The organism is Vibrio qingdaonensis, from assembly GCF_026191675.1.
Taxonomy (GTDB): domain Bacteria; phylum Pseudomonadota; class Gammaproteobacteria; order Enterobacterales; family Vibrionaceae; genus Vibrio; species Vibrio qingdaonensis.
Genome location: NZ_JAKRRY010000030.1, coordinates 42,244 through 65,317, shown reverse-complemented (window position 1 = coordinate 65,317; position 23,074 = coordinate 42,244). Strand labels below are relative to the sequence as shown.

The window sequence follows — 23,074 nt, the reverse complement described above, 5'->3', positions numbered from 1 at the left end:
ATTTAAAAACTGAGATTAACGAGGCATTAACAACAAATCTTTAGCACTCCGAAGCCCTTATATATCAACGACCTTCATGCGGTTTCCCTGATCGCTTATTAAGTTGTTATTTTGAGTGATTCACGCTATTTTGAGTCATTAGCTCATCACGCCCGAACCCTTATTCCATAACGGGTTTTCATGATCTTGCCCTGTGATGAGATTTTGTGCTGCTAACAATGCGCTTTCGCGACACGCCCTTTAGAACTTAAAACATATTCATCCACATAGGCTGGAATGAACACCGATTGTCCTTTATTTAGTGTTACCACTTCGCCGCTACTATGAGATATTTCGAGCTCATCATCTAAGGGCAATAGAATCTCTGCGCTTATTGGGCGAACAAGTTCACTTGATGGTTTCAAATATACTGAAAATTTGAAGTCTGGTACCGGAACAGAATAGGTGATATTTCCATTGTCTTCTATTGGCGCGAGCTTTAACTCATCAGCACTTTTCTCTTCAAACAATGTACACCGTGCGAGCTCTTTAACATCAATATGTTTCGGTGTTAAGCCTGCCCGTAACACATTATCAGAATTCGCCATAACTTCTAACGCAGTTCCTTTCAAATACGCGTGTGGCGTTCTGGCATCCAAATACATGGCTTCCCCAGGTTGAAGTGTTAACACATTGAGTATCAAAGGCGTGAGCAGTCCAATATCGCCAGGGTACTGCTCTGATAACGTAAGGATGAGTGAAAACAACTCCTGATTTGATTTCTCTTTTGCTACCGATAATAGTTCATCTATAACACAATTCTTTTTGTCACCTTCAAGCGATAACACCTCAACAAAAAACGCTTTTAGCCCTTCAGAAGATGGGTCGCATCTTAAGCGCTCTACTATTGAGCTTAAGTGCATTATGCCCACACTTGAAAACAACTGAACAATCTCTGATGTCGAACGAAAGCCATTCATTGCTTGATAGGGTGTTAAAGCATAAACCAATTCGGGTTTATGATTCACATCCCTGTAGTTACGATAACTGGCCGAGAGCGAAATTTTTAACTTTTCTTCTTTATCAAAACCTTGTTCAGCCTCCTCCTTACTAGGATGAACTTGAACAGATAATGCACTCTCAGCCGCGAGTACTTTAAACAGATAGGGGAGCTCTCCAAAAGCTTTGTCGGTAGACTCAGACAAGAACCGTCTTTTGTCAGAATCAATTAGTGTTGAGAGTAATACCTTCGACTCACCAACTATAACTCGAGAACAGCCATTGGGGTGCGCGCCCATCCATATTTCAGCCTGAGGTTCACTTAAGGGATTTGCGATATCAAATAATCGATTAAAGGAGGACGTGCTGCCCCATACAAAATTTTGAATCACGTTTTCCATCGGATAGAAAAACTGTTCCGAACTAATATTAGGGTTCACTTTCATTACAAACACACTCAGCCTTGAGTCTCTAACCAGTCAAAAGTAGGTACGCTACCGCCCTTAGGTCAAGCTCCCAAATGCTATAATTAAGCCATAAAAATATACAAGATTTAACAGTACAGTTATAATTTCTGGTAATTATATAGGAAATCTTAAGAGACCGCGAGACCGCGAGACCGCTATGCTTTAGCTATACTAAATAATAAAGTCTATTTACCGAAAAAGAAAAGACGAGGAGGGTAATGCTACTTCAACTGATTCATTTCAAGTTCTAAAGCTATCATCCATCTAAGCCCGCTTTATCTCTTGAGTTTTCCTTTGCTGTGGGCGGCATTTGTATGCTCTTTTCCACAACTCACTTCCATTTAGCCGCCATTGTTAATTAAAACAAAAAAAAAAGAAAGAGAAACTCCCACTGTCATCTTCCATCCTCCGTAAATTTTGAAGTGAGTCAAATTTACAAAACCCTGACATTTACTGGAAAAATAAAACACCGGAAACCATTCATCCAGCCACTTCTAAGGCGACGCGCCATGCATAGCAAGTAAACATTCGTTTCTCATTTTGATATTGCCTTTTTTCCTTTTAAACGACAATCTCCAGATCTGGGTACTTAGTCTTCAGGTAAGCAGCAAAGCTTTCTTTACTGTGCTGTTCGCCATGAATCAAATGAAGCTGCTTTAGATGTTGCCCACACCCTGCAATAAATTTCGTTAAGTCACTTTGATCAGCGTGTGCTGAATATCCGGATATTGAGTGGATGTTTGCTGCTACTTCAACCGGTTCTTCATCAATCCACACCACATTTTCCCTCTGCTGAATATTGCGCCCCAATGTTCCATTAGCTTGATAGCCACAGAAAAGAACATCGGTTCGCTTATCGGGCAATAGCGCTTTTAAGTAATTCATCACACGTCCCCCTTGGCACATCCCCGAGGCCGAGACCACAATGGCGGGCTCTCCTGTTGATACTAAGCGGTTTACTACTCGTTTGTGCTCTTGGTGGCTATCAATAATAATGCATTGTGCAAAGTTTAAAGGGTGACGCCCCTGTTGGTGTTTCTGCCTCGCTTCCTGCGCCCACAGTTTTCTATAGTGCCTATACGCTTGGGTGACCTTCGCCGCCATTGGCGAATCAATAATAATGGGTAATCTACTTTCAAGCGTTTGCTGATGTAACAACGACTCAATATCAAACAACAGCTCTTGCGTTCGTCCCACACTAAATGCAGGCACAATAATCGCACCACCATTGGTTAAACTGCGATTCATTATGGCACTCAAACGCTCACCACGATCTTTTATACTTTCATGGTGTTTACTACCATAAGTCGATTCTAAAAATAAGTAGTCAGCCCGTTTGGGTGGCACAGGGTCGGGAAGTAAAGGCGTGTCACTGGGACCTAAATCCCCCGAGAACACGGCAACTTCTCCCTTAGGCAGCTTACATTCCACATAAGCGCTCCCCAATATATGCCCTGCTGGATTAAACCTAACGTAAGTAAAGTAACGTTGTTTCGGGTTTTTTATCGGAATCCACTGCGCGTAATCCACTGGGCATAATTGCTTTTGGATGCGTTCTAAAATACGGGCTCGTTGCTGGCGATTTAAGCCTAGCTGTAGCCTTAAGCCATCATCTAACATTAGCGGCACCAAATACGCTGTCGCGTGGGTACAGTAAATGGGGCCTTTAAACCCAGCAGCAAGCAACCAAGGCAGCCTGCCTATATGATCAATATGTGCATGGGTTAACACCAGCGCCCTAATCTGTTGACATCGAAAAGACACTTTAAGATCTTGCTGTTGTGACTCCGCCCCTTGGAATAAACCACAATCGATTAAAATCGCGCCCCCGTTGATCACTAACTCATGGCATGAGCCGGTGACTGCATGTTTGCCACCATGGTGGCGAACGTAAACTTGATTGGTTAGCTGCATCATTACTCACCATTGCGTTTGATTATACACTAGAGCTAACCTGCCGCTTTCTCACCGTCAACCGCCTTCCTTCGATTCGTTTTGCTGTATCGCCATTGTTCATACTTTAGCCATACTTGCTGGTTGTATCGGCATAAGCATTGTCTGTGACATACGCTCAGACCAAGGTTTAAATTTCAAGACTAAGCTGCTTAGCCAACGATACGATGTCTTACGTCCTATTTAGACTCGATAGCTAGCACACCACAATCTAGGCACACTGGCTCAAATCTTATATACTCGAATTAATTATCCTATTCAATTGGAAGAGTTTTATGATCATCGTAACTGGCGGTGCTGGCATGATTGGCAGCAACATTATCAAAGCGCTAAACGCAGCGGGCTTAAACGACATCCTAGTGGTAGACAACCTTAAAAATGGTCGTAAGTTTAAGAACTTAGTTGATCTAGACATTACCGACTATATGGATCGTGATGACTTCCTGACTCAGGTCATGGCTGGCGATGACTTTGGTCCTATCGAAGCGGTATTCCATGAAGGTGCTTGCTCTGCAACAACCGAGTGGGATGGCAAATATGTCATGCTCAACAACTACGAGTACTCAAAAGAGCTGCTTCACTTCTGTTTAGAGCGTGAAATCCCGTTCTTGTACGCCTCTTCTGCGGCGACTTACGGCGAGACAACCATTTTTAAAGAAGAGCGTGAATACGAAGGCGCATTAAACGTTTATGGCTATTCAAAGCAGCAGTTTGATAACTACGTTCGCCGCTTAACTGCAGATGCAGAAGCGCACGGTGAAAAACTGTCGCAAATTACCGGTTTCCGTTACTTCAATGTTTACGGCCCACGCGAGCAGCACAAAGGCAGCATGGCGTCGGTTGCGTTCCACCTTAATAACCAAATGAATGCCGGTGAGAACCCTAAATTGTTTGCAGGTAGCGAGCAGTTTATCCGTGACTTCATCTACGTTGGCGATGTGGCAAAAGTGAACCTATGGTTCTTGGAAAACGGTGTGTCTGGTATTTTTAATTGCGGAACCGGCAATGCGGAAAGCTTTGAAGTGGTCGCTGAAGCGGTCATTAAGCACCACGGTAAAGGCGAGATTGAAACCATTCCATTCCCTGACCATTTGAAAGGCGCTTACCAAGAATACACCCAAGCGGATTTAACCAAACTGCGCGCCGCTGGCTGCGATGTTGAGTTTAAGACGGTTGCGGAAGGTGTGGCGGAGTATTTGGCTATTGTGAATAGTTAATGGGTCCTTGGTCCTTGGTCCTTGGTCCTTGGTCCTTGGTCCTTGGTCCTTGGTCCTTGGTCCTGCAGGATTGTGTTTTAAAGACGACACCGGTCAACGACAACCAACGGTTTTCCGTATATTCACCACAAGCACCACCTAGGGCCTAGGAACCGCTCTTCCCTAGGTCCACTTTTAGTTTTAAGGATACCACCATGAACATTCTTATGGCCCTCTCCCAGCTCGAAGTCACGGGAGCGGAAGTCTACGCCACGACGGTTGGCAATGAATTAACCGCCCGAGGTCATAATGTGTTTTATGTGTCTGACACGCTAACCAAACCTCATGATGGTCCGTTTTTCTCACTGCGCTTTAATAAACGCAGTGTGCCACGTCGCTTCTGGCACGTGGGGTATCTGATTTACCTTATCAAAAAGCACAATATCCAATTGGTGCATGCCCATTCGCGCGCCTCTAGCTGGAGCTGTCATGTGGCGTGCAAGCTCACTGGTACGCCTATGGTGACCACGGTTCATGGCCGTCAGCCTGTGCATGCGTCGCGTAAAAAGTTTCATGCGATGGGCAATAAAGCGCTACCGGTTTGCGAAGCGATTCGTGACCAATTAGCCAATGACCTTAATGTGCCTTTAGAGCAGATGGAAGTCAGCCGAAATGGCATTGAGACTGAGCGTTTTCAATGGTGTCCTGCCCCTGTAAATGCGAAGTCTGTGCAAGCTAAGCCTGTGATTACCATTGTCGGGCGATTAACGGGACCAAAAGGTGAATTGTGTTATCGCCTATTAGATGAATGCTTGGATTTGGAACGCTATCAGGTGCAAGTGGTGTCAGGCTCTGCGTTTGAACCTCGCTTTAAAAAATTTAAAGAGCGTGTCACATTCACTGGCTATACCCATGATGTGCCAAAAATGCTCAGCGAAGCCGACTTAGTCATTGGAGCCGGTCGTGTGGCGATGGAGTCTTTGCTGTGCGGTCGCCCTACTTTGGCAATTGGTGAAGCGCAGTGTGTGGGTATTGTCGATTCAAACAATGTCGCCGACGCGATGGCGAGCAATTTTGGGGATATTGGCCCACAAGATCTGGATATTGATTTTTCGGCCATTCCAAGCATGGTCAAGCAAGGCTTATCAACGCCACATTGTGACGAAACTACCAGCAACATCATTCGTGACAATTACACGCTCACCAAAATCGTCGACCAAATCGAGCGCATCTATCAAGATGTCTATGTCGATACACTGCGCCGTGAAATGCCGGTCATCATGTACCACCGCTTTATTAGCGATGACAGTGGCAAAGGTGTGCATGGCACTTACCTGCACATTGATATGTTTGAAAAGCACCTTAAGCTGCTCAAACGCATGGGCTTTGACAGCCTGACGTTTGAAGACTTGCAAGATGGTCGACTTATCCGCCGCTTAGAAGCGGGAAAGCGCTACATCATGATTACGGTCGATGACGGCTACGCCGATAACCTAGATCTCATGCTGCCGATGCTGGAAAAATACGGCTTTAAAGCGGTAGTTTATGTGGTGACTGGGGAAACCTTCAACCGATGGGATGTAGAGAACCCAAACAACCCAGAAAAATCCGTGCCGCTGATGAATACCCAGCAAGTGAAGCTGCTCGCTGCCTCACCACATATTGAAATTGGCGGGCATACTCTAACGCACCCTAAATTGGACACGCTCAGCGATGACGCGCAGCGAGCAGAAATTCTTGAGAACAAGCAAACACTTGAAGCTTTACTAGGTAAGCCGCTAACGTCATTCGCTTACCCGTTTGGTGAACACAATCAGGCGTCAAAAAATATCGCTAAAGAGGTGGGCTATCAATACGCCGTAGCGACCAATTCTGGGTCATTGCGTTTTCATGAAGACCCGTATCAAATTCGCCGCATTGCGATTTTTCCAAGAACCGATGTGTTGGGATTGTGGCGCAAGGTGCGTGGTAATTATTTATTTAGAAAGGTGAAACGATAATGAGAGCACTCATCTCTCGATTACAACTACTCCGCGACCAGGTTCGCCGTAAACTGGGCATAATGCTATTCGATAGGCATAGAACTTCTCAGCCTATTGATAAAGAACAATTGCAGCATATTGTTTTTTTACGAACCGATGCCAAATTTGGCGATGCTTTCGTGTCGTCCTTTATTTTTAAGGACATCAAAGTCCACTACCCCAATGTTAAATTAACGGTCGTCACGGCGCCAAATATGCGTGATTTATTCTTAAATCACCTTGGCGCAGACTCCGTTATTGAGCTTAAAAAGAGACCAAGCTACAAAGAAATAACCAAGGCATGTATTGAGGTTGGAGAGTGTGATTTATTAGTTTCACTTAACCTTAATCTTAAAATGAAAGACCTATTTTTTCTTAACCAATGTAAAGCGAAACACATCGCAGGACTAGATGACTCGCTCAACGCTGTCGATATCAAGCTCGGAGCTGCTACACAAGCGCTTCACTTTGCAGAACGCTTTGGGGCACTATTGGGGGAAATTGATGTTCCTGCCAATCCACACCACTACATCATTCCACAAACAGAAAGCTCTACACACTGCGCCCAGGCATTTATTAACACTCATTCCTTGCTGGGGTTTTGTGTTATCAATGCCTACGGTAGTGGTAATGCACGTAAGCTCAATGCACATTCCGTGGAAAAACTGGTCACGCTAGTCAAACAGGACTGCCCTGAGCTATCCATTGTGTTGATTTCAGCACCTGACACGTTTGAACAAACAGAACAAATGATTAAAGAGCACCAATTAGACGCCATTCACTATAATGTCAGCAAAACGATATTTGATGTTGCAAGCCTCATTGCGGCGGCTAAATTTGTGATCACGGTGGATACCGCTATTGTTCATATGGCGTCTGGATTACGCGTTCCACAGCTTGCATTTTATAATCCAGACCCAGCAAATTTTAATCAGTGGCATCCTAACTCAGATTTGGCTATTACCAGCATGGCAACGCATTGCGCGGTTCCCGATATTAATGCCCTAAATTGGCTAGACGTAGAACAAAAGTTGGCCCAGCTCATTCTTAAGAATAAAGATATTTAACTATGAAAATTCTCGTAATAGGCCCCTCTTGGGTCGGTGATATGGTCATGTCACAAAGCCTTTATACCGAGCTAAAGCATCGCAACCCAACCGCGACAATAGACGTGTTAGCTCCGGCATGGTGCAAACCTATTCTACAACGCATGCCGGAAGTAAATAACGCTATTGAAATGCCGATTGGCCACGGGGCTTTTGACTTAAGAGGGCGCTGGAAAATTGGCCGCAGCCTCAAAAAAGAAGGTTATACCCACGCTTACGTGCTGCCAAACTCCGCTAAATCTGCGTTGATCCCTTTGTTTGCGGGTATTCCTAAACGTATCGGTTGGAAAGGTGAGATGCGCTATGGTCTGTTAAATGACTTGCGCCCCAACAAACGTATTTTCCAATATTATGTGGAACGCTTTGTGGCACTTGCATCACAACGCGATAAAATGCTTGATGAAGTATCGCTAGCGACGTGTCCTCGCCCTCAGCTTTCGATTGATCGTAGCATTCAACAACAGGCACTTGATAAGTTTCAGCTGACAACTCAATTTACAACAGGTCGCACAGCAATAGGCATGTGCCCTGGGGCTGAGTTTGGACCAGCAAAACGTTGGCCTGATCAATATTACGCCGAAGTGGCGCAGTACATTATCGATAGTGGCCAACAAGTTTGGCTATTTGGTTCAACCAAAGATAGAGAAGTCACGGAAAAAATAAGAAAGAGTCTAACCGTTGAGGCTCAACAACATTGCTTTAACCTTGCCGGTAATACCTCGCTAACCGAGGCAGTAGACTTACTTGCGGCGTGTGATACCGTGATTAGCAACGATTCTGGTTTAATGCATGTTTCAGCAGCCGTTGACTGTAAAATTATCGCCATTTATGGATCGAGCTCGCCTGACTATACTCCGCCTCTTAGTGACAACGTTCAGATCGTTAACACGGATATTGACTGCCGCCCGTGCTTTAAGCGAGAGTGTCCTTTAGGGCATATGAACTGCTTAAAACAATTATCGCCAAATACAGTTATCTCGATACTAAAGAGTCAATCATGATTACTAACGCCACGTATAACCGAATAACCGCTTTCACAGTGGCCTTTACATTCTTAACGTTATTCGTTTCGAAAGCTGGTATGAATATCGCCTTTGCCTTAATTCTATTAACAGCAATTACAGGTGCTCTAAGCAAGCAACCTTTACTTTCTGACATCAAAAACCTTCGAAGATTATCTTACCTATGCTTTGGTATGTATATACTGGGCATCGTTGTCACAATAGTCTACCCAGTTGGGATGCAAGATCTGGCATGGTTTGCAAGAAAAGGCGCCTTCTTTCTTCTGCTTCCTTTTTTAATCCCGATGGTAGAACGCCACCATAGTAAGGCGTTTAAAGCGTTGCTCATTGGGGCGTTAATTGCTTTCAGTTATAGCGCCTACCTGTACCTCACCGATCAAGCACGTCCCGATGGCCGAGTGCAAAGCTTCTGGGATATTGGTCGCTGGAGTGAGATAATCGCATATCTAATCGCTATATTAATACCATTGGTATACTTCAAAGGAAATATGAACGCTCATCAAAGAGCAGGGGTCACTATGCTTTCTCTTGTGGCATTCGTCGCGTTATTAGCTTCTGGCTCTAGAGGACCATTACTCTTCTTGGTCGTTAGTTTATTGCTCTTTTTAGCATTTCAAAGTCACAGACTATTTATAGGAAGCCTTATTGTCGGGATTGCTGTACTTATCTTAATGAAAGATTCTTCAACATTTGGGGCGTTATACGAGCGTATTACTAGCATTTCCTCAAGCAGTAACCATTCCAATAATGCTCGCCTTCTAATGTGGCATAATGGCATTGAGTTCAGTATATTCAATCTACAAGAACACCTAGGGATTTTTCTATTTGGAACCGGAGACTCTCAGCTTAAGCCCCTCTACACCGAGTACTTAAACTCTGTCGGTTCAATTGAAGAGATGCAAAGAAGTGTTAGTAATCAAATGTCACTAAGTGATTTTCACAATCACTATATCGATAACTTTGTGCGAATGGGGCTAATTTACTCTGTTAGCTACTTAACCATGATTATGTTTATCATTTCCTCTCTTGTCACTGCGATTAAGCACGGCAACAAACGGGCCTGGGCCGGCCTTACCCTCATTAGCACCTATTTAGGTATTGGCTTGGTTTATAGTAATAATTTAGAGTTTCAAACAGCTATCTTTCTGTTTATGCTCACTCTGATTTTGACTTGGCCCAACACCTCAGTAACAAGCCTTGATTTTAAGGAAGAAAAATGACTGAAAAAAGCGTAGAAGTAATCATGGCAGCATATAACAATGTCCGCGACATGCGACTTGTTTTTGATGGCTACCTGCGTCAGAACGATACGGATTTTTCTTTATGCATAACCGATGATGGTTCTGGACCTGAGGTCAAAGCTCTCGTTGGTATCTATAGCTCACTCGGACTCAATATTCGTTATTTATGGCAAGATGATTGTGGATATAGGCGAGCAATGGCATTAAACCACGCTATTGCTTCATCCAAAGCAGACTTTATTATAATGACGGATAATGATTGCATTCCTTCCAGATATTTCATAGCTGACTATCGTGCTCGCCTCAACCCAACAAGCATGCTGTTTGGGCGACGAGTAGACCTCTACGAACGTGCTAGTTTCGGGCTTAGAACCCAATTCACTTCTTTTAGACAATTAGAAAATCCGTTTTGGTTGGCGCTACAATCACTTAAAAAGAATCTAAAACGTCCCGAAATGGGCATCCGATTCCCCAGTTTTATTTGCAGTGTGTGGAACAAAAAAACTCGAGGCGCCATCGGAGCAAACTTGGCGGTCCCAACTCAATCCTTACTTCAGGTAAACGGTTTTGATGAAGACTTTGAAGGCTATGGTATGGAAGAAACCGACTTAGTACGACGCCTAAAGTTAACAGGGCTTAAGACCGAAACAGTTTTAGGTCGCTGTGCGCTTTTCCATCTATACCATAAAGAAAAACAACAAGCTCCAGAAGCTCACGAAATGTATACTAAGAAAAAATCTGAAGGTAAAGTAGTCTGTGCGAATGGTATAAAGAAAATACAAGCTCTCTTGGGTTGAGTTTTACCGAGAGATGTACAGCATTTGCGATACTAAGAAGCGTTAAATACGATGGCAAAAACATCCCGTCATGAACGATTTGCCATCGGTCTTGTCTAAACGGCAAACACTGTTGATTATTTTCCTAGTGCACTTCAACTAAACTCGAAACTAAAATTATCAAGTGCTATTCAATCATGAGTAACAATAAGTAATGAAAATATTTGTAGTAAGCTTGTTACATTCTACGGAACGTCGAGAAAGAGTCAGCCAGATTTTCAAAATGTCCGGCTATCATTTCGAATTTTTTGATGCCGTTAATGGCAAGGATGGATTGCCACCCCGATTAGCTGAAAAAGTAAATGACAAATATAGAACAATCTATCGGAGTCGCCCTCTTTCTGCTGGAGAAAAAGGCTGTTTCGCTAGCCACTACTTACTCTGGGAGAAGTGCTTACAACTCAATGAGTCTATAGTAATATTAGAAGATGACTTTAGTCCTACCGAACACTTTTGTGATGCTATCGACAATATCGATTTGCTCATAGCTGATTTAGACTATTTAAGGCTTGAAAAGCGCAGTTGCAAATGGGTAACTAAAGATGAGGTCGCTGGATTTGAACGTCGCTTTCTTTTTGATAACTCCTGCGGAACCACAGGATATGTACTAACTCCACAAGGAGCAAGTAAGCTGCTATCGAAATCAGACCAATGGCTTTGCGCTGTGGATAATTACATTTCTGAAAACTATATACATAACATGCACTCTTTTAACCTATCCCCGCCAGCTATAACGGCATTGCACGACATGGGAACTTATATTCAACTTGAGCCGAAACAACGTGTTCCTATTTACTTCAAGCTCACAAGAGAGCTCAACCGATTTTATCGTTTTGTGTGCTCGTCGATTAGCAACCAACGGTTTGCCAATCAATTAAAAAAAGATAAACATCTATAAACACTTACTATAAAAATCTGTACAGTTTTAATTTAACCTTGCGAAGGCATGCCCATGTTAGTTGAACAAGTCCATCCAAAACCAACTATTTCTATTGTTTGTCCATGCTACAACGAGCAAGAAGTCCTCTCGGTTTTTATATCAAGAATTACTGATGTTCTTGATAGTACTAAGTATGACTACGAAATATTACTGATCAATGATGGTAGCAGAGATAATACGCTCACCACGATGAAGCAGCTGCAACAAGAATACTCCCCCATACGCACCGTCAATTTATCTCGTAACTTTGGTAAAGAAGCCGCGATGACTGCTGGTTTAGATCTCGCATTAGGGGACGTCATTATTCCTATTGATGCTGATTTGCAAGATCCACCAGAACTTATCCATGACTTTCTAAGAGAATGGGAGAATGGCTATGATGTAGTTGTGGCTAAGCGTACCGACCGTAGTTCAGACTCTTGGGCTAAAAAGCTCACTGCTGAGCTATTCTACAAATTCCACAACGCCGTCGCTCAGGTTGAAATTCCTGAGAATGTTGGCGACTTTAGGTTGATTAATCGCCGCGTTGTAGACGCTATCCAATTACTCCCAGAAAACCAACGATTCATGAAAGGTATTTTCTCATGGGTAGGCTTTAAAACTGCCGTGGTTGAATACAAACGAGAAGCGAGGAAAGCCGGAGAAACCAGCTTTAATGGTTGGAAGCTTTGGAACTTCGCACTCGACGGCATCACTAGCTTTAGTACCGCGCCGCTGCGCATTTGGCTATATGTTGGCGGATTTATCTCCGCGCTGTCTTTTATTTACGGCAGCGCGACCATAATCAAAACTCTGATCTATGGTATTGACTCACCTGGTTACGCATCTTTGATTACCGTCATACTCTTTTTAGGCGGCGTTCAACTGATAGGTATTGGCGTGATGGGCGAATACATTGGCCGTCTTTATATGGAATCAAAACGTCGACCAACGTATATCATTGAAGAAGATAGCTATCGCGTGACACAAACTGATACCTCTTCCAGTGATGAGTCTGCCCATTCATGATGGTTACACTTGAACGACTCTTAGAATATCGTATTGTTCGATTTGCGCTATCTGGAGGCATTGCGACGGCTATTCATATAGTTGTCGCATTCTTGTACTTACACTTTATCCAAGACAGTGTTTTTTTTGCCAATGTGATTGGGTTTTGCTTAGCCTTCATTTTCTCCTATTTATCTCAAACACTTCTCGTGTTTAAGCAAAACGTAAATTGGAGTAATGCTACTCGCTTCTTTGTTGTACAGTTTGGATCATTGATGCTAGCTCAAGGACTCAGCGAGCTCATTTCCGATCTAAATAGTTATATTCGAGTAATCGTAGTTGTGCTTATTCTTCCTGTTATCACCTACATTATTCACAAACTTTGGACCTTTTCAGAGTAGGTCCGTGTACAGGCTCTCTTACTTAAAGATAATAAATATGCTGCGTATAATTTATACACTATTACTTCTGATTGTTGCTCCATTTTTTCTGGTTAATTTATTCAAGAGTAAACCTGGAAAGCCCAACGTGGGTCATCGCTGGAAAGAGCACTTTGGTATCACTCCTCCTCTTAATAACACGTCAAAAGAGGTCGTTTGGTTTCATACTGTTTCTGTTGGTGAGGTCATTGCTGCAACCCCCCTCATTCGACGTTATGCGGCTCAAAACCCTGATAAAGCGATCGTTGTAACCACTACGACACCAACAGGTGCAGAACAAGCCGATAAATTGTCTGATATAGCCACTCACCGCTATATGCCATTAGACTTTGGCTTTGCAGTACATCGCTTTGTCCGCACAATTAAGCCTACGCTACTAGTCATCATGGAAACTGAATTATGGCCGAATACACTTACTACTGTCGCTAAATTTCAAATCCCCATCGTCGTTATTAATGCTCGCTTATCCGAACGCTCATACCTTCGCTACCTTCGTTTCAAACCCATTTTTGAAATGACGACACAGCATTTAACCCACATAGCTTGCCAGTACCAAGAGGATGCGGACCGATTCACCAAGTTGGGTATCAACTCCAATATCATTTCTGTTTCGGGGTCCATTAAGTTCGACATTACAATTAATGACGAAGATAGAAAACTCGGCAATCAACTTAGAAATATTTTGGGACAAAACCGACCCGTTTGGATAGCCGCAAGCACCCATAATGGTGAAGAAGAAATCGCACTAGAAGCACACCAACAACTGATAAAAACGATGCCTAATGCGTTACTCATTATCGTTCCAAGACACCCTGAACGTTTTGAGTCTGTTTTTCAGCTCTGTCAAACAAAAGGACTGACGGTCGAGCAGAAAACCAATATAACCAAAGCGCTGCCTGAACACACTCAAGTGTTCTTAGGCAACACCATGGGAGAAATGATTGCCTACTTAGTTGCTAGTGATATTTGCTTCATGGGAGGAAGCCTTGTAGGCACAAAAGTCGGTGGTCATAACCTACTAGAGCCTGCTGCTGTTGGGATACCAAGTATAACAGGGCCGAGCTATTACAACTTCACTGAAGTCACTCACCTATTACTCAAAAATAACGCCACCATGATTTGTCAAAGCAGCCAGGAGCTTGAACATTGCCTTTCTAGTATCTGGAGTAACAAAGAGGTAATAAAAGAGATGACAGATGGTGCGATTCATACCGTTGCTGTGAATCGCGGAACATTGGAAAATACATTATTAATGTTAAATGCAATTATCATTAAATGAAACTACATACTCTATAGTTTCATTTCTGCTAAACTTACTGGCTAGCAGAATTATAAGCCTTACTTGACATTTTTCACTTAATGACAGCGTCCTAGGCTTATTCATACACCGTAATCCATAGATTTCCCTTAGGAAAAACCACTTAATGCCAACCTCAATTACCAATTACTTATCAAAATCTTACCAATGGATTCTAAAGGGAACGCTTGTAAGTACCAGTGCTCGCTCGCTACTAATAGGGATCGTAATACTTCTAGCAGAGGTAATCGTAAGAGCCCGTTATGACGTTGTTCCCATCGGTGAGCCCTACTGGATTCCTATTTTTTCACTCGTCTTTGGTCTACTCATCTCATATGCACGCTCTTTAGTAGCTGCGCTTATACTCACTATTTTTTTAGTGCTTGGATATGCCATACAATTTTTTAGTATATCGAACTACGGGTACTTCATCACCCCTATCAAACTTTGGCTACTCTTTGAAAAGTTCTTAGAAGTTATAGTTTCCGGACGCGATGCAGTAAAAACTATGGGAGTCACAATTTTCGCTCTTACGTTAGTGTTCATTAGCTTTTTTTCCCTTGTATGGACAAGAAAAAACATCCCTAAAAAGTCTCATTGGGTGAGCATTATAGCAGTAGCCGTTGTTCTATTTTATCCAATAAGACAAACTATTAACTCTACCAACACATTAGGTAGACTTCCTGCTATGTATCACTCAACGATTAAAAACACTTTTTATACATGGGGGTTTTTCACCTCCCGCACAGTACCGGAAGAGCTTTTAGGTCACTCAAAAGTAAAGCCTTTCTCTAGCCCTTCACCAGCCAAGACCTCAAATGGCTTAGCCGATAATATTGTGGTAATCATGGGAGAAAGTTTATCTTCAAAATATATGAGTGCTTTTGATTACCCTGAAACAACAACACCTTGGCTGGACGAGCAGAAGAGTCTATCGAATACCTTTTTTGCGGAAGGATTCTCTGGCGGCCTTTTTACTGATGTTAGCCTCCCTTTTTTCTTTAACTCTGTTGCCAAACCCAATGGGGTCAAACAGATTGGGAGTGGGAATTCTAATTTATTCCGTTTAGCAAAAGAAAATGGATATACCACCCATTTCTATTCTACCCAAGCTAATTACGGCTTAAGCCTAATGTCCCTCGTCGGGTTGCAATGGGTTGACAACTATGATGATTCGTTCAGTCTAACAAACAACAGTTATCAAGGTGTCTTAGACATGGAACTCATGAACTGGTTGAAAAAAGTCGATTTAAATAAAAAAAATCTCATCGTCCTTCATCAAACTGGCTCACACATGCCTTATGCCGATAGAACTCCGGATGATTATAAACCTTTTGGTAGTGAGACAGATTATGCTGAATATATGAATAGTGTGCATTACACTGACGATTTAATAAGACAAATACAGCAATATATCGTCGATCACGACTCTCCAAGCTGGGCATTACTAATGACCTCTGACCACGGTCAATATGTCACTAAAAATACGGCGGGGCATGGTAATTTTCTACAACGTTCTAACTATACCGTGCCGATTTATCTGTCATCTGGCGTACCTGACATCATAAAACTAGCTCAGACTCAGCTCGGTCAATGTAAGTCTGTATTCCAGATTCAACTCTCTCATTACCTTGCTGAGATAATGGGTTTTAGTTACCCCAATAACAATGGTTGTAAGAGCGGTTACATAGCAGGCTCTCGTCTTACTGGTGACAATGGTTTTTTACACATCAAACAAGAGAAAGATAACGAAAGCTCTGAACTAGTCTACGAGTAAACACTTTCAGTATGGCGACACTTAACTCTCGAGTGTCGCCCTTTCCAAAGCTCTAAAGTCAAACTCTGTAAAATGAATATTTCTTCGAACGACCTCCTTTTCAAATGAGCGCTGCAAACGTTCAAGATTGCCTTTTTTCCATTCCTGTCCACGCAGTTTAAAACACTTATCAAAATCAATAATCCAAACTTTATCTTGATCATCAATCAAGATATTGTGAATGTTCAAATCAGTATGGTTCACTTGCGCGTCGTGCATTTTACGAATTTCCGCACCAATTTTTTGGTACATCTCTTTCGGTAACGGTTTGTCTTGTAAGATGGCGACAAGATCGCGGGCATTGGCAATTTTTTCACTCAATAAGTCAGCTCGATAGTAAGGCCCTACCTTGACCGCTCTCGCCGCAATCGGTTTGGGTACATTGACACCCGCTTCTCTTAAGGTATTGAGCAGATGAAACTCTTGGAAACTGCGGGTTTTCTCCCAGCCTGTAAACCAATACTGGTCTTTCACCAGCTTTCCAAACAGTCCACCACGGCGATAGTGTCTAAGCGCCGCTTCACCGGTTTGGGTTTGCACAAACCATGTGGTTCCACGCCCTTGCGCACTGCCGATCACCTTACCTTGTGATTGCCAAAAATCCGCTGCAAACACTTGCTCTATCGGCTCTTGCAATAAAACCTCATCAAACCAATAGGTGGTGTTGTTACTGTTCACTGTTTTCACGCTTAAGTCCTACCCCTAGGAACTAGGACCAAGGACCAAGGACCCAGCACCATCTTTTCTATTTTTCCACTGTTTCTGATTTTACATTCAAACCGCCCCCCTGCATAATCTTTACATCTGTTTCTGGCGTTGTGTATTTATGGCACTTTTCGATTCTGCTCCTCACTCTGTGTGTATTTTAAGGCTTTCTGCTATTGGTGATGTCTGTAACACCATCGCAGCCGTACAGGCAATTCAACACCATTGGCCTGAGACTAAAATCACTTGGGTAACGGGTAAACTTGAAGCGCAATTGCTAAAAAGTATCGAAGGCATCGAGGTCGTGGTTTTCGATAAGAAAGCAGGCTGGCAAGGCTACCGAGCACTTTGGAAGCAACTCAGACACCATCACTTTGACGCACTGTTACACATGCAGTACGCCTTTCGTGCGAGTATTGCCACGCTGGGAATCAACGCGAAGTATAAACTGGGCTTTGATGGCGAGCGTGCGCAAGATTTTCAGGGGCTGTTTACCAATGTTAACGTGCCCTCGCCAGCCAAAATGCATGTCCTTGATGGCTTAATGGCGTTCACTGAAACGTTAGGTATACCAACCACTCAAGCCAAGTGGAGATTGCATTATTCAAGTGACGATCTGACTTGGGCGAAGCAGCAACTTGCCAGCGAGCGAAATTTGCTTATCGTCCCTGCGGCAAGTAAAGGCTATAAGAACTGGACCGCTGAGGGCTATGTGGCGGTGATTGAACACGCGGCCAAACTTGGTTGGAGCGTGACGCTTGCTGGTAGCCCCGCGAGCATCGAGGTAGAACTTGGCAAAGCGATTGAATCTACGTTATCCACACCAGTAAAGAATTTAATTGGTCAAAGCAGCTTAATGCAAATGCTGGCACTCATTGATAATGCCGACTTACTGATAGCCCCGGATACTGGCCCTACCCATATGGCGAATGCCATGGGCACACCGGTGATTGGTCTTTATGCGCACCATAACCCAGCGCGAACGGGGCCTTATAACTATCAAGATTATGTGGTTTCTGCTTATGAAGAAGCGATTCAAGCTGAAACTGGCAAAGCAAGCCACGAACTTAATTGGCGGGCTCGAGTCAAAGACAAGCAAGCTATGCAGCGCATTGACGCCCAAGCGGTGATTGCTATGTTTGATAAGGTCATCAAATTAGAAAATCTCGGCGCATAAAGATACTAGGAGCACTCTCCTAGATCAACGTAGCGCCCAACAAGGTATATATCGTGACAAAACCGACACTGGCTGTTGCCCTTATTGTAAAAAATGAATCCAAGCATTTGCGAGCCTGCCTTGAAACCGTGCAAGGCTGGGTGGATGAAATCGTTATTTTAGACTCAGGCAGCACAGATAATACCGAAGCCATCGCCCATGATTTTGGCGCGAAGTTTCATGTTAATCATGAATGGCCAGGATTTGGTCCGCAAAGACGACTCGCACAAAGCCATGTTGAGTCTGATTTTGTTTTCTGGTTGGATGCGGATGAACGAGTCACACCAGAGCTTAAGCAAAGTATTTTGCAAGCGGTTGAGAAAAATCAGCCCTCGACGATTTATCAGTTTGCTCGCCTAAGCTGGGTATTTGGTCGCTTCATTAAGCATTGTGGTTGGTATCCCGATAAGGTTCTTAGGCTCTATCCTACGAATCTTACCCAATACGATGATTCACTGGTGCATGAAAAAGTGCAAACGAATAAATCGATGAAAGTAGAGACACTAACGGGCGATCTAATTCATTATACCTATGATGATATCCACCATTACTTGGTGAAGTCCGCAGGGTACGCCAAAGCGTGGGCAGAACAACGTGAAAAGCGCGGCAAGCGTTCAAGTCTTTCTCAAGGCATCATTCATGCCATAGCTTGCTTCGTGAAAATGTACATCGTTAAAGCGGGCTTCTTAGATGGCAAGCAAGGTTTTTTGCTGTCGTTGCTGTCGGCTCACTCCACCTTTGTTAAATACGCTGATCTTTGGGTTCGTACCAGTACACAACCCGCACAGGTGGCTCAAAAAGACCATTCGCCTGAATAACGTTCTCTGGAATAAAACTCTCTGAATAAAAAAGTAGTCGTTAATTTTATGATGTATCAAAAACACTTTAGACAACTCACCAAACTGGTTTGGTTTCAGGTGCTGTTTGTCACCCTCATTATGTGTGTGGGTCGAGCGGTGATGTTCGCTTACTTTGTCGACACTAACCAGCTGACTGGCAAGTCGGCTGATATTTGGCGCATGGTGGTGACCGGGCTTCGCTACGATCTTCGCGTCAGCGCAATCGGCTTCGCGCCCTTATATCTGATTGGTTTACTACTAGCAGCCCACAGCACCATTTGGCGTGCGTTCCGACCTATCGCGATAACGTATAGCACGGTTATTGTGTTTATTATCACCGCCATCACTATCGGCAACTATTACTACTACCAAACGTACCATAACCACTACGACTTATTTGCCTTTGGTTTGTTTGAAGATGACACCGAAGCCGTTGTCATGAACATGTGGCAAGACTACCCGATCGTGCAAAGCACCCTACTCACCCTTGCTGTTGCCGTACTTGGTGCTTGGATGAGTCACCGACTCACTGCCACATCAAAACACGTCACGCGCTGGTTTAGCCCTGTTGCGGTTGTTTACGGACTCATTTCAATCACGGTGTTTTTTGTGGCTGCTCGCGGGTCTATCGGCACCTTTCCACTGCGCCAAGCCAATGCACAAGTGTCTGAACTGGTGGTATTGAATAAGCTGACTCCGAATGGCTTTATGGCGATAGATTGGGCGATAAAAGCGCGTAAAGCAGATACCAAATTTGTTGATGTGTCCCTCCAAGACGGGGAAGCATTGCTCTCACAAGTGGTTGGGAGTAATGAACTCTTTACTCACACCGCTGAGAACCCATACCTAGAGAAAAACCAGCCAAATGTGGTTCTGGCGGTGATGGAGAGCCTTGGCTCGAATATGTTGGCCTTTGATGACCCAAAAACCAACGATATGCTGGGCAGCTTGCGTCAACACTTTAACCAAGACTTCTTGTTTACTCGCTTCTTGTCGGCCGATAACGGCACCGCGCCGTCGATGGCGCAAATCATGTTTAGTAGCCCTGTTCAATCTATCAGTCAGTCGTCAGCGCAAAACTTAACATTAGCAGGCAATGCCTTCCAGCCATACAAACAAGCGGGTTACAAGACCATTTTTGTCTCGCCGGGCAATATGGCATGGCGTGATTACATGAGCTATCTGCCCAAACAAGGCGTGGACAGAGTCGTCGATCAAAATACGCTACTGGCGCAATACCCTGAAGCCGAAAAGTACATGACCGATTGGGGGCTACCGGATGACGTGGCCTTTAAGTATGTAGAAAAACTGCTCAGTGAAGAAACACAGCCGTTGTTTATTATCTTGCTGTCGGTAACCAATCACCCTCCGTACGAAACACCTGACTATTACTCGCCTTATCCTACTCACGTGTCGGATGACTATCGCACTCGCGCCGGGCAAGGACAGATTGCGCCAGAAGGTATTCAAACTACTTTCCAATATTCCGCCGATAGCTTGGGTCAGTTCATTAGCCACGTAAAACAGTCTCCGAAAAGACCAACGGTCATCGCTGCGACCGGCGATCACCAGATGCGACGTATTGCTGCGACCATGCCACAGGAAATCTTGCTCGATAAAGGGGTCCCTTTCTATTTGTACATCCCAGAAGCGATACAAGCGCATTTAGACATTACCTTTGATGCAAACCGTATTGGCTCACACAAAGACATCATGCCATCGCTCTATAATGCTAGCTTGTCTAATGCGCGTTATTTGAATGTGGGTGGACGTAATATTGTTGCTAAGCACGATGATCCAACGCTGGCATTTGGTGCCAACACCAAGGTGTGGTTATCAGACAAAGGTGTCGTGTCACTAGAGAAACCGCGCAGTTTTTACCCGTGGCCTGAATCTGGGCTCTACCTCGATCCAAATGCAAAGCAACCTGTGCCGGTGGACATAGATAAAAAGGCGGATGATTACGTGAAGATGCTGCAATGGCAACTTAACTATCGCGTCATGCAAGCAAAGCAAGCGCAATAGCGCACTCGTCATACAAAATCAGCCCTCAATTGAGGGCTGATTTTTTAGTGTGCTTTCATTGAATGCGCTGTACCTTGACCGCTAATTTACGTAGCTGGCAATCCATTGGTTAAGTGTCGGCAGTAGTGATGTCACGTCGATACGAGACATGTCTTCCTGCGAAGACTTGTCCTGTGCCTGAGGTGGGCAAAAGGCGAGATGGCGCCCTTCAGAATTAATCGGTTTCCAACGCAGTGGTGTCGCCGAACGTTTAGAAGGAAAAAAGCCTACCGTTGGGACATCTAGGGCAGCGGCAATGTGTAACGGCCCCGTAGAGCCAGCAATAAAGGCACTCGCGCAGGCAATCGAGCATGAAAAATCAATAAGACCCTCATTTTTATCGTACACCACGCTGGCAATGCTTCGTTGCTCTAACGCAAGTTTAAGCTGCTTGGCTTTTTCTTCTTCGCCAGGTCCCGCAGTAAGTACGACTTCAACGTCCCTCGTCATACCGGCAACAAGATCGGCGTATTGTTCAATAGACAAATTGTTGGCCGAACCTCCGCTCCCTGCATGAACAAATAGCCACGGACGTGCTTTATTCAGTAGATACTGCTCGGATAATTTTTCTTTTTGCTTAGCCAGCGCATCCAATGAGAATGAAAAATACGGGGCTTTAGGCTCAATAATTGGCTGACCAATATCAATAAGGAACGCGCGAACAAGGTCTAGGTTATATTCAAACTCCGGTTTAGCGCTTTGCGAGCGCTTTTGCTTAATCCGTTTGTTATAAAAAACCTGAGCTAGCTTCGTGGCTGGCGCTAAACGGTAAGGGATCTTCGCCTTCCACACCAATAAGGCATTATAGGTGGTGGAGAACAGGTTGATCGAGGCGTCAAACTTGGCGGTTTTTAACGTCGAGACTAACGATTGCTGAGTAAGCTTGTCGGCTTTGGGGCCTGTGTCCACAATCACTTCATCTATCCATGGGCATGCCCTGGCAAGCGCCACGGTATAACTCGGCACGAGAGCGGTAATTCGGCACTCGGGCAACGATGCTTTTAGCATGGCAAAGCTTGGCCATGCCAACATAAAGTCACCAATTTTATCATTTCGAACCACGAGTATATTTTTCATCAAGCATCTCTTTTTATTTTCTAAGCGATATTACACCAAACGGTACTACGCCAACTGACTATCGAATAATAGCAACTCGTGGCGCGCATGATAACTGTTACCCTTACCCTTATCGTATTTATTATGAGTTCAATGCTCAGTAATGAAAAACCTCTTCTCCAATGAAGAAAACCGCGTGCCAATAAAAAGGAATGAGCGATAAAGTGTTACACTAAATAAAACCCTTATACAGAGCTGATATCGTGACACAAAAACGCCTTTCTCGAGTGGTCTACCCTGGTACCTTTGATCCTATTACTAACGGTCACCTTGATCTCATCGAACGTGCCGCGACGATGTTTGATGAAGTGATTATCGCCATCGCCGCCAGCCCAAGCAAAAACACCATGTTTACGTTAGACGAACGCGTACACTTTACGCAAGCTACAACGGCACATCTGGATAACGTGTCTACAAAAGGGTTTTCTGGATTGCTGGTGGATTTTGCTAAAACCGAGCAAGCTAACGTCCTCATTCGTGGTCTGCGAACCACCGTCGATTTTGAGTACGAATTTGGCCTCACCAATATGTACCGCCGCCTCATGCCGGGCCTTGAGAGTGTGTTCTTAACTCCAGCAGAAGAGCATGCTTTTATTTCCTCAACCTTAGTACGAGAAGTCGCGATCCACGGCGGTGACGTCAGTCAATTTGTGCCAAAACTGGTAGAAACCGCACTAAACGCGAAAAAAGTGGTCTGATTAAATTCATGTATATCTATGCTATTTTCCAACTGACACATTTTGAGCCAAACTTAACCTTTGTTTGCCAGACAAGTTGTTGACGATAGCAAACATAGTGTGTGAGACTTCACCACTTTGCGACCGCGGTAATAAT

The 23,074-nt window shown here is 44.1% G+C and carries 19 protein-coding genes; 15 read left to right on the top strand and 4 right to left on the bottom strand.

Annotated features, from left to right (window positions below; genetic code table 11):
* Positions 1-212: 212 nt before the first annotated feature.
* Entirely contained in the window at positions 213-1,424 is a 1,212-nt protein-coding gene (gene manA, locus MD535_RS18955) for a mannose-6-phosphate isomerase, class I (RefSeq protein WP_265676638.1), read from the bottom strand.
* Positions 1,425-2,006: 582 nt separating this feature from the next.
* On the bottom strand, positions 2,007-3,359 hold the full coding sequence (locus tag MD535_RS18950) for an MBL fold metallo-hydrolase (RefSeq protein WP_265676640.1): 1,353 nt from the start codon (positions 3,357-3,359) through the stop codon (positions 2,007-2,009).
* 314 nt (positions 3,360-3,673) lie between these two features.
* Here MD535_RS18950 and rfaD point away from each other — a divergent pair, with 314 nt between their 5' ends.
* From rfaD to MD535_RS18895, 11 genes are all read left to right on the top strand, one after another.
* A complete protein-coding gene (gene rfaD / locus MD535_RS18945; RefSeq protein ID WP_265676637.1) occupies positions 3,674-4,615 on the top strand; it encodes an ADP-glyceromanno-heptose 6-epimerase in 942 nt (313 codons plus the stop codon).
* Between the two features lie 194 nt (positions 4,616-4,809).
* Positions 4,810-6,594 carry a polysaccharide deacetylase family protein gene (locus tag MD535_RS18940; RefSeq protein ID WP_265676636.1) on the top strand — a complete coding sequence of 595 codons (1,785 nt, stop codon included), beginning with the start codon at positions 4,810-4,812 and terminating at the stop codon, positions 6,592-6,594.
* On the top strand, positions 6,594-7,682 hold the full coding sequence (locus MD535_RS18935) for a glycosyltransferase family 9 protein (protein ID WP_265676635.1): 1,089 nt from the start codon (positions 6,594-6,596) through the stop codon (positions 7,680-7,682). Before MD535_RS18940 ends, MD535_RS18935 begins: the two co-directional genes overlap by 1 nt.
* Before the next feature lie 2 nt (positions 7,683-7,684).
* Positions 7,685-8,722, top strand: coding sequence for a lipopolysaccharide heptosyltransferase II (gene waaF / locus MD535_RS18930; protein ID WP_265676634.1), 1,038 nt, complete (start codon positions 7,685-7,687; stop codon positions 8,720-8,722).
* Positions 8,719-9,963: an O-antigen ligase family protein gene (locus MD535_RS18925; protein WP_265676633.1), complete on the top strand. Its 1,245-nt coding sequence runs from the start codon at positions 8,719-8,721 to the stop codon at positions 9,961-9,963. The genes waaF and MD535_RS18925 overlap by 4 nt, the downstream gene beginning before the upstream one ends.
* Positions 9,960-10,781: a galactosyltransferase-related protein gene (locus MD535_RS18920; RefSeq protein ID WP_265676632.1), complete on the top strand. Its 822-nt coding sequence runs from the start codon at positions 9,960-9,962 to the stop codon at positions 10,779-10,781. The genes MD535_RS18925 and MD535_RS18920 overlap by 4 nt, the downstream gene beginning before the upstream one ends.
* A 193-nt stretch (positions 10,782-10,974) precedes the next feature.
* Complete coding sequence (locus tag MD535_RS18915; protein ID WP_265676631.1) at positions 10,975-11,718, top strand: glycosyltransferase family 25 protein; 744 nt, start codon at positions 10,975-10,977, stop codon at positions 11,716-11,718.
* 54 nt (positions 11,719-11,772) lie between these two features.
* Entirely contained in the window at positions 11,773-12,768 is a 996-nt protein-coding gene (locus MD535_RS18910; RefSeq protein WP_265676630.1) for a glycosyltransferase family 2 protein, read from the top strand.
* Entirely contained in the window at positions 12,765-13,148 is a 384-nt protein-coding gene (locus MD535_RS18905) for a GtrA family protein (protein WP_265676629.1), read from the top strand. The genes MD535_RS18910 and MD535_RS18905 overlap by 4 nt, the downstream gene beginning before the upstream one ends.
* A gap of 37 nt (positions 13,149-13,185) precedes the next feature.
* On the top strand, positions 13,186-14,466 hold the full coding sequence (waaA, locus tag MD535_RS18900) for a lipid IV(A) 3-deoxy-D-manno-octulosonic acid transferase (protein ID WP_265676628.1): 1,281 nt from the start codon (positions 13,186-13,188) through the stop codon (positions 14,464-14,466).
* Between the two features lie 145 nt (positions 14,467-14,611).
* Entirely contained in the window at positions 14,612-16,261 is a 1,650-nt protein-coding gene (locus MD535_RS18895; protein ID WP_265676627.1) for a phosphoethanolamine transferase, read from the top strand.
* Between the two features lie 21 nt (positions 16,262-16,282).
* Here the strand turns inward: MD535_RS18895 and MD535_RS18890 are convergent, their stop codons facing one another.
* Positions 16,283-16,987 carry a 3-deoxy-D-manno-octulosonic acid kinase gene (locus MD535_RS18890; protein ID WP_265676626.1) on the bottom strand — a complete coding sequence of 235 codons (705 nt, stop codon included), beginning with the start codon at positions 16,985-16,987 and terminating at the stop codon, positions 16,283-16,285.
* Between the two features lie 139 nt (positions 16,988-17,126).
* Between MD535_RS18890 and MD535_RS18885 the strand changes: the two genes are divergently transcribed.
* Genes MD535_RS18885 through MD535_RS18875 form a run of 3 tightly spaced genes read left to right on the top strand, consistent with a single transcriptional unit; the run spans position 17,127 to position 21,085 of the window.
* Positions 17,127-18,182: a glycosyltransferase family 9 protein gene (locus MD535_RS18885; protein ID WP_265676625.1), complete on the top strand. Its 1,056-nt coding sequence runs from the start codon at positions 17,127-17,129 to the stop codon at positions 18,180-18,182.
* A 53-nt stretch (positions 18,183-18,235) separates the two neighbouring features.
* Complete coding sequence (locus MD535_RS18880) at positions 18,236-19,039, top strand: glycosyltransferase family 2 protein (protein ID WP_265676624.1); 804 nt, start codon at positions 18,236-18,238, stop codon at positions 19,037-19,039.
* A 48-nt stretch (positions 19,040-19,087) separates the two neighbouring features.
* Positions 19,088-21,085 carry an LTA synthase family protein gene (locus MD535_RS18875; RefSeq protein ID WP_265676623.1) on the top strand — a complete coding sequence of 666 codons (1,998 nt, stop codon included), beginning with the start codon at positions 19,088-19,090 and terminating at the stop codon, positions 21,083-21,085.
* 81 nt (positions 21,086-21,166) lie between these two features.
* Here MD535_RS18875 and MD535_RS18870 read toward each other — a convergent pair whose 3' ends face one another.
* A complete protein-coding gene (locus MD535_RS18870) occupies positions 21,167-22,201 on the bottom strand; it encodes a glycosyltransferase family 9 protein (RefSeq protein WP_265676622.1) in 1,035 nt (344 codons plus the stop codon).
* Between the two features lie 242 nt (positions 22,202-22,443).
* On the opposite strand from MD535_RS18870, the gene coaD reads away from it, so the two are divergent.
* On the top strand, positions 22,444-22,938 hold the full coding sequence (gene coaD, locus MD535_RS18865) for a pantetheine-phosphate adenylyltransferase (protein ID WP_265676621.1): 495 nt from the start codon (positions 22,444-22,446) through the stop codon (positions 22,936-22,938).
* Positions 22,939-23,074 lie beyond the last annotated feature (136 nt).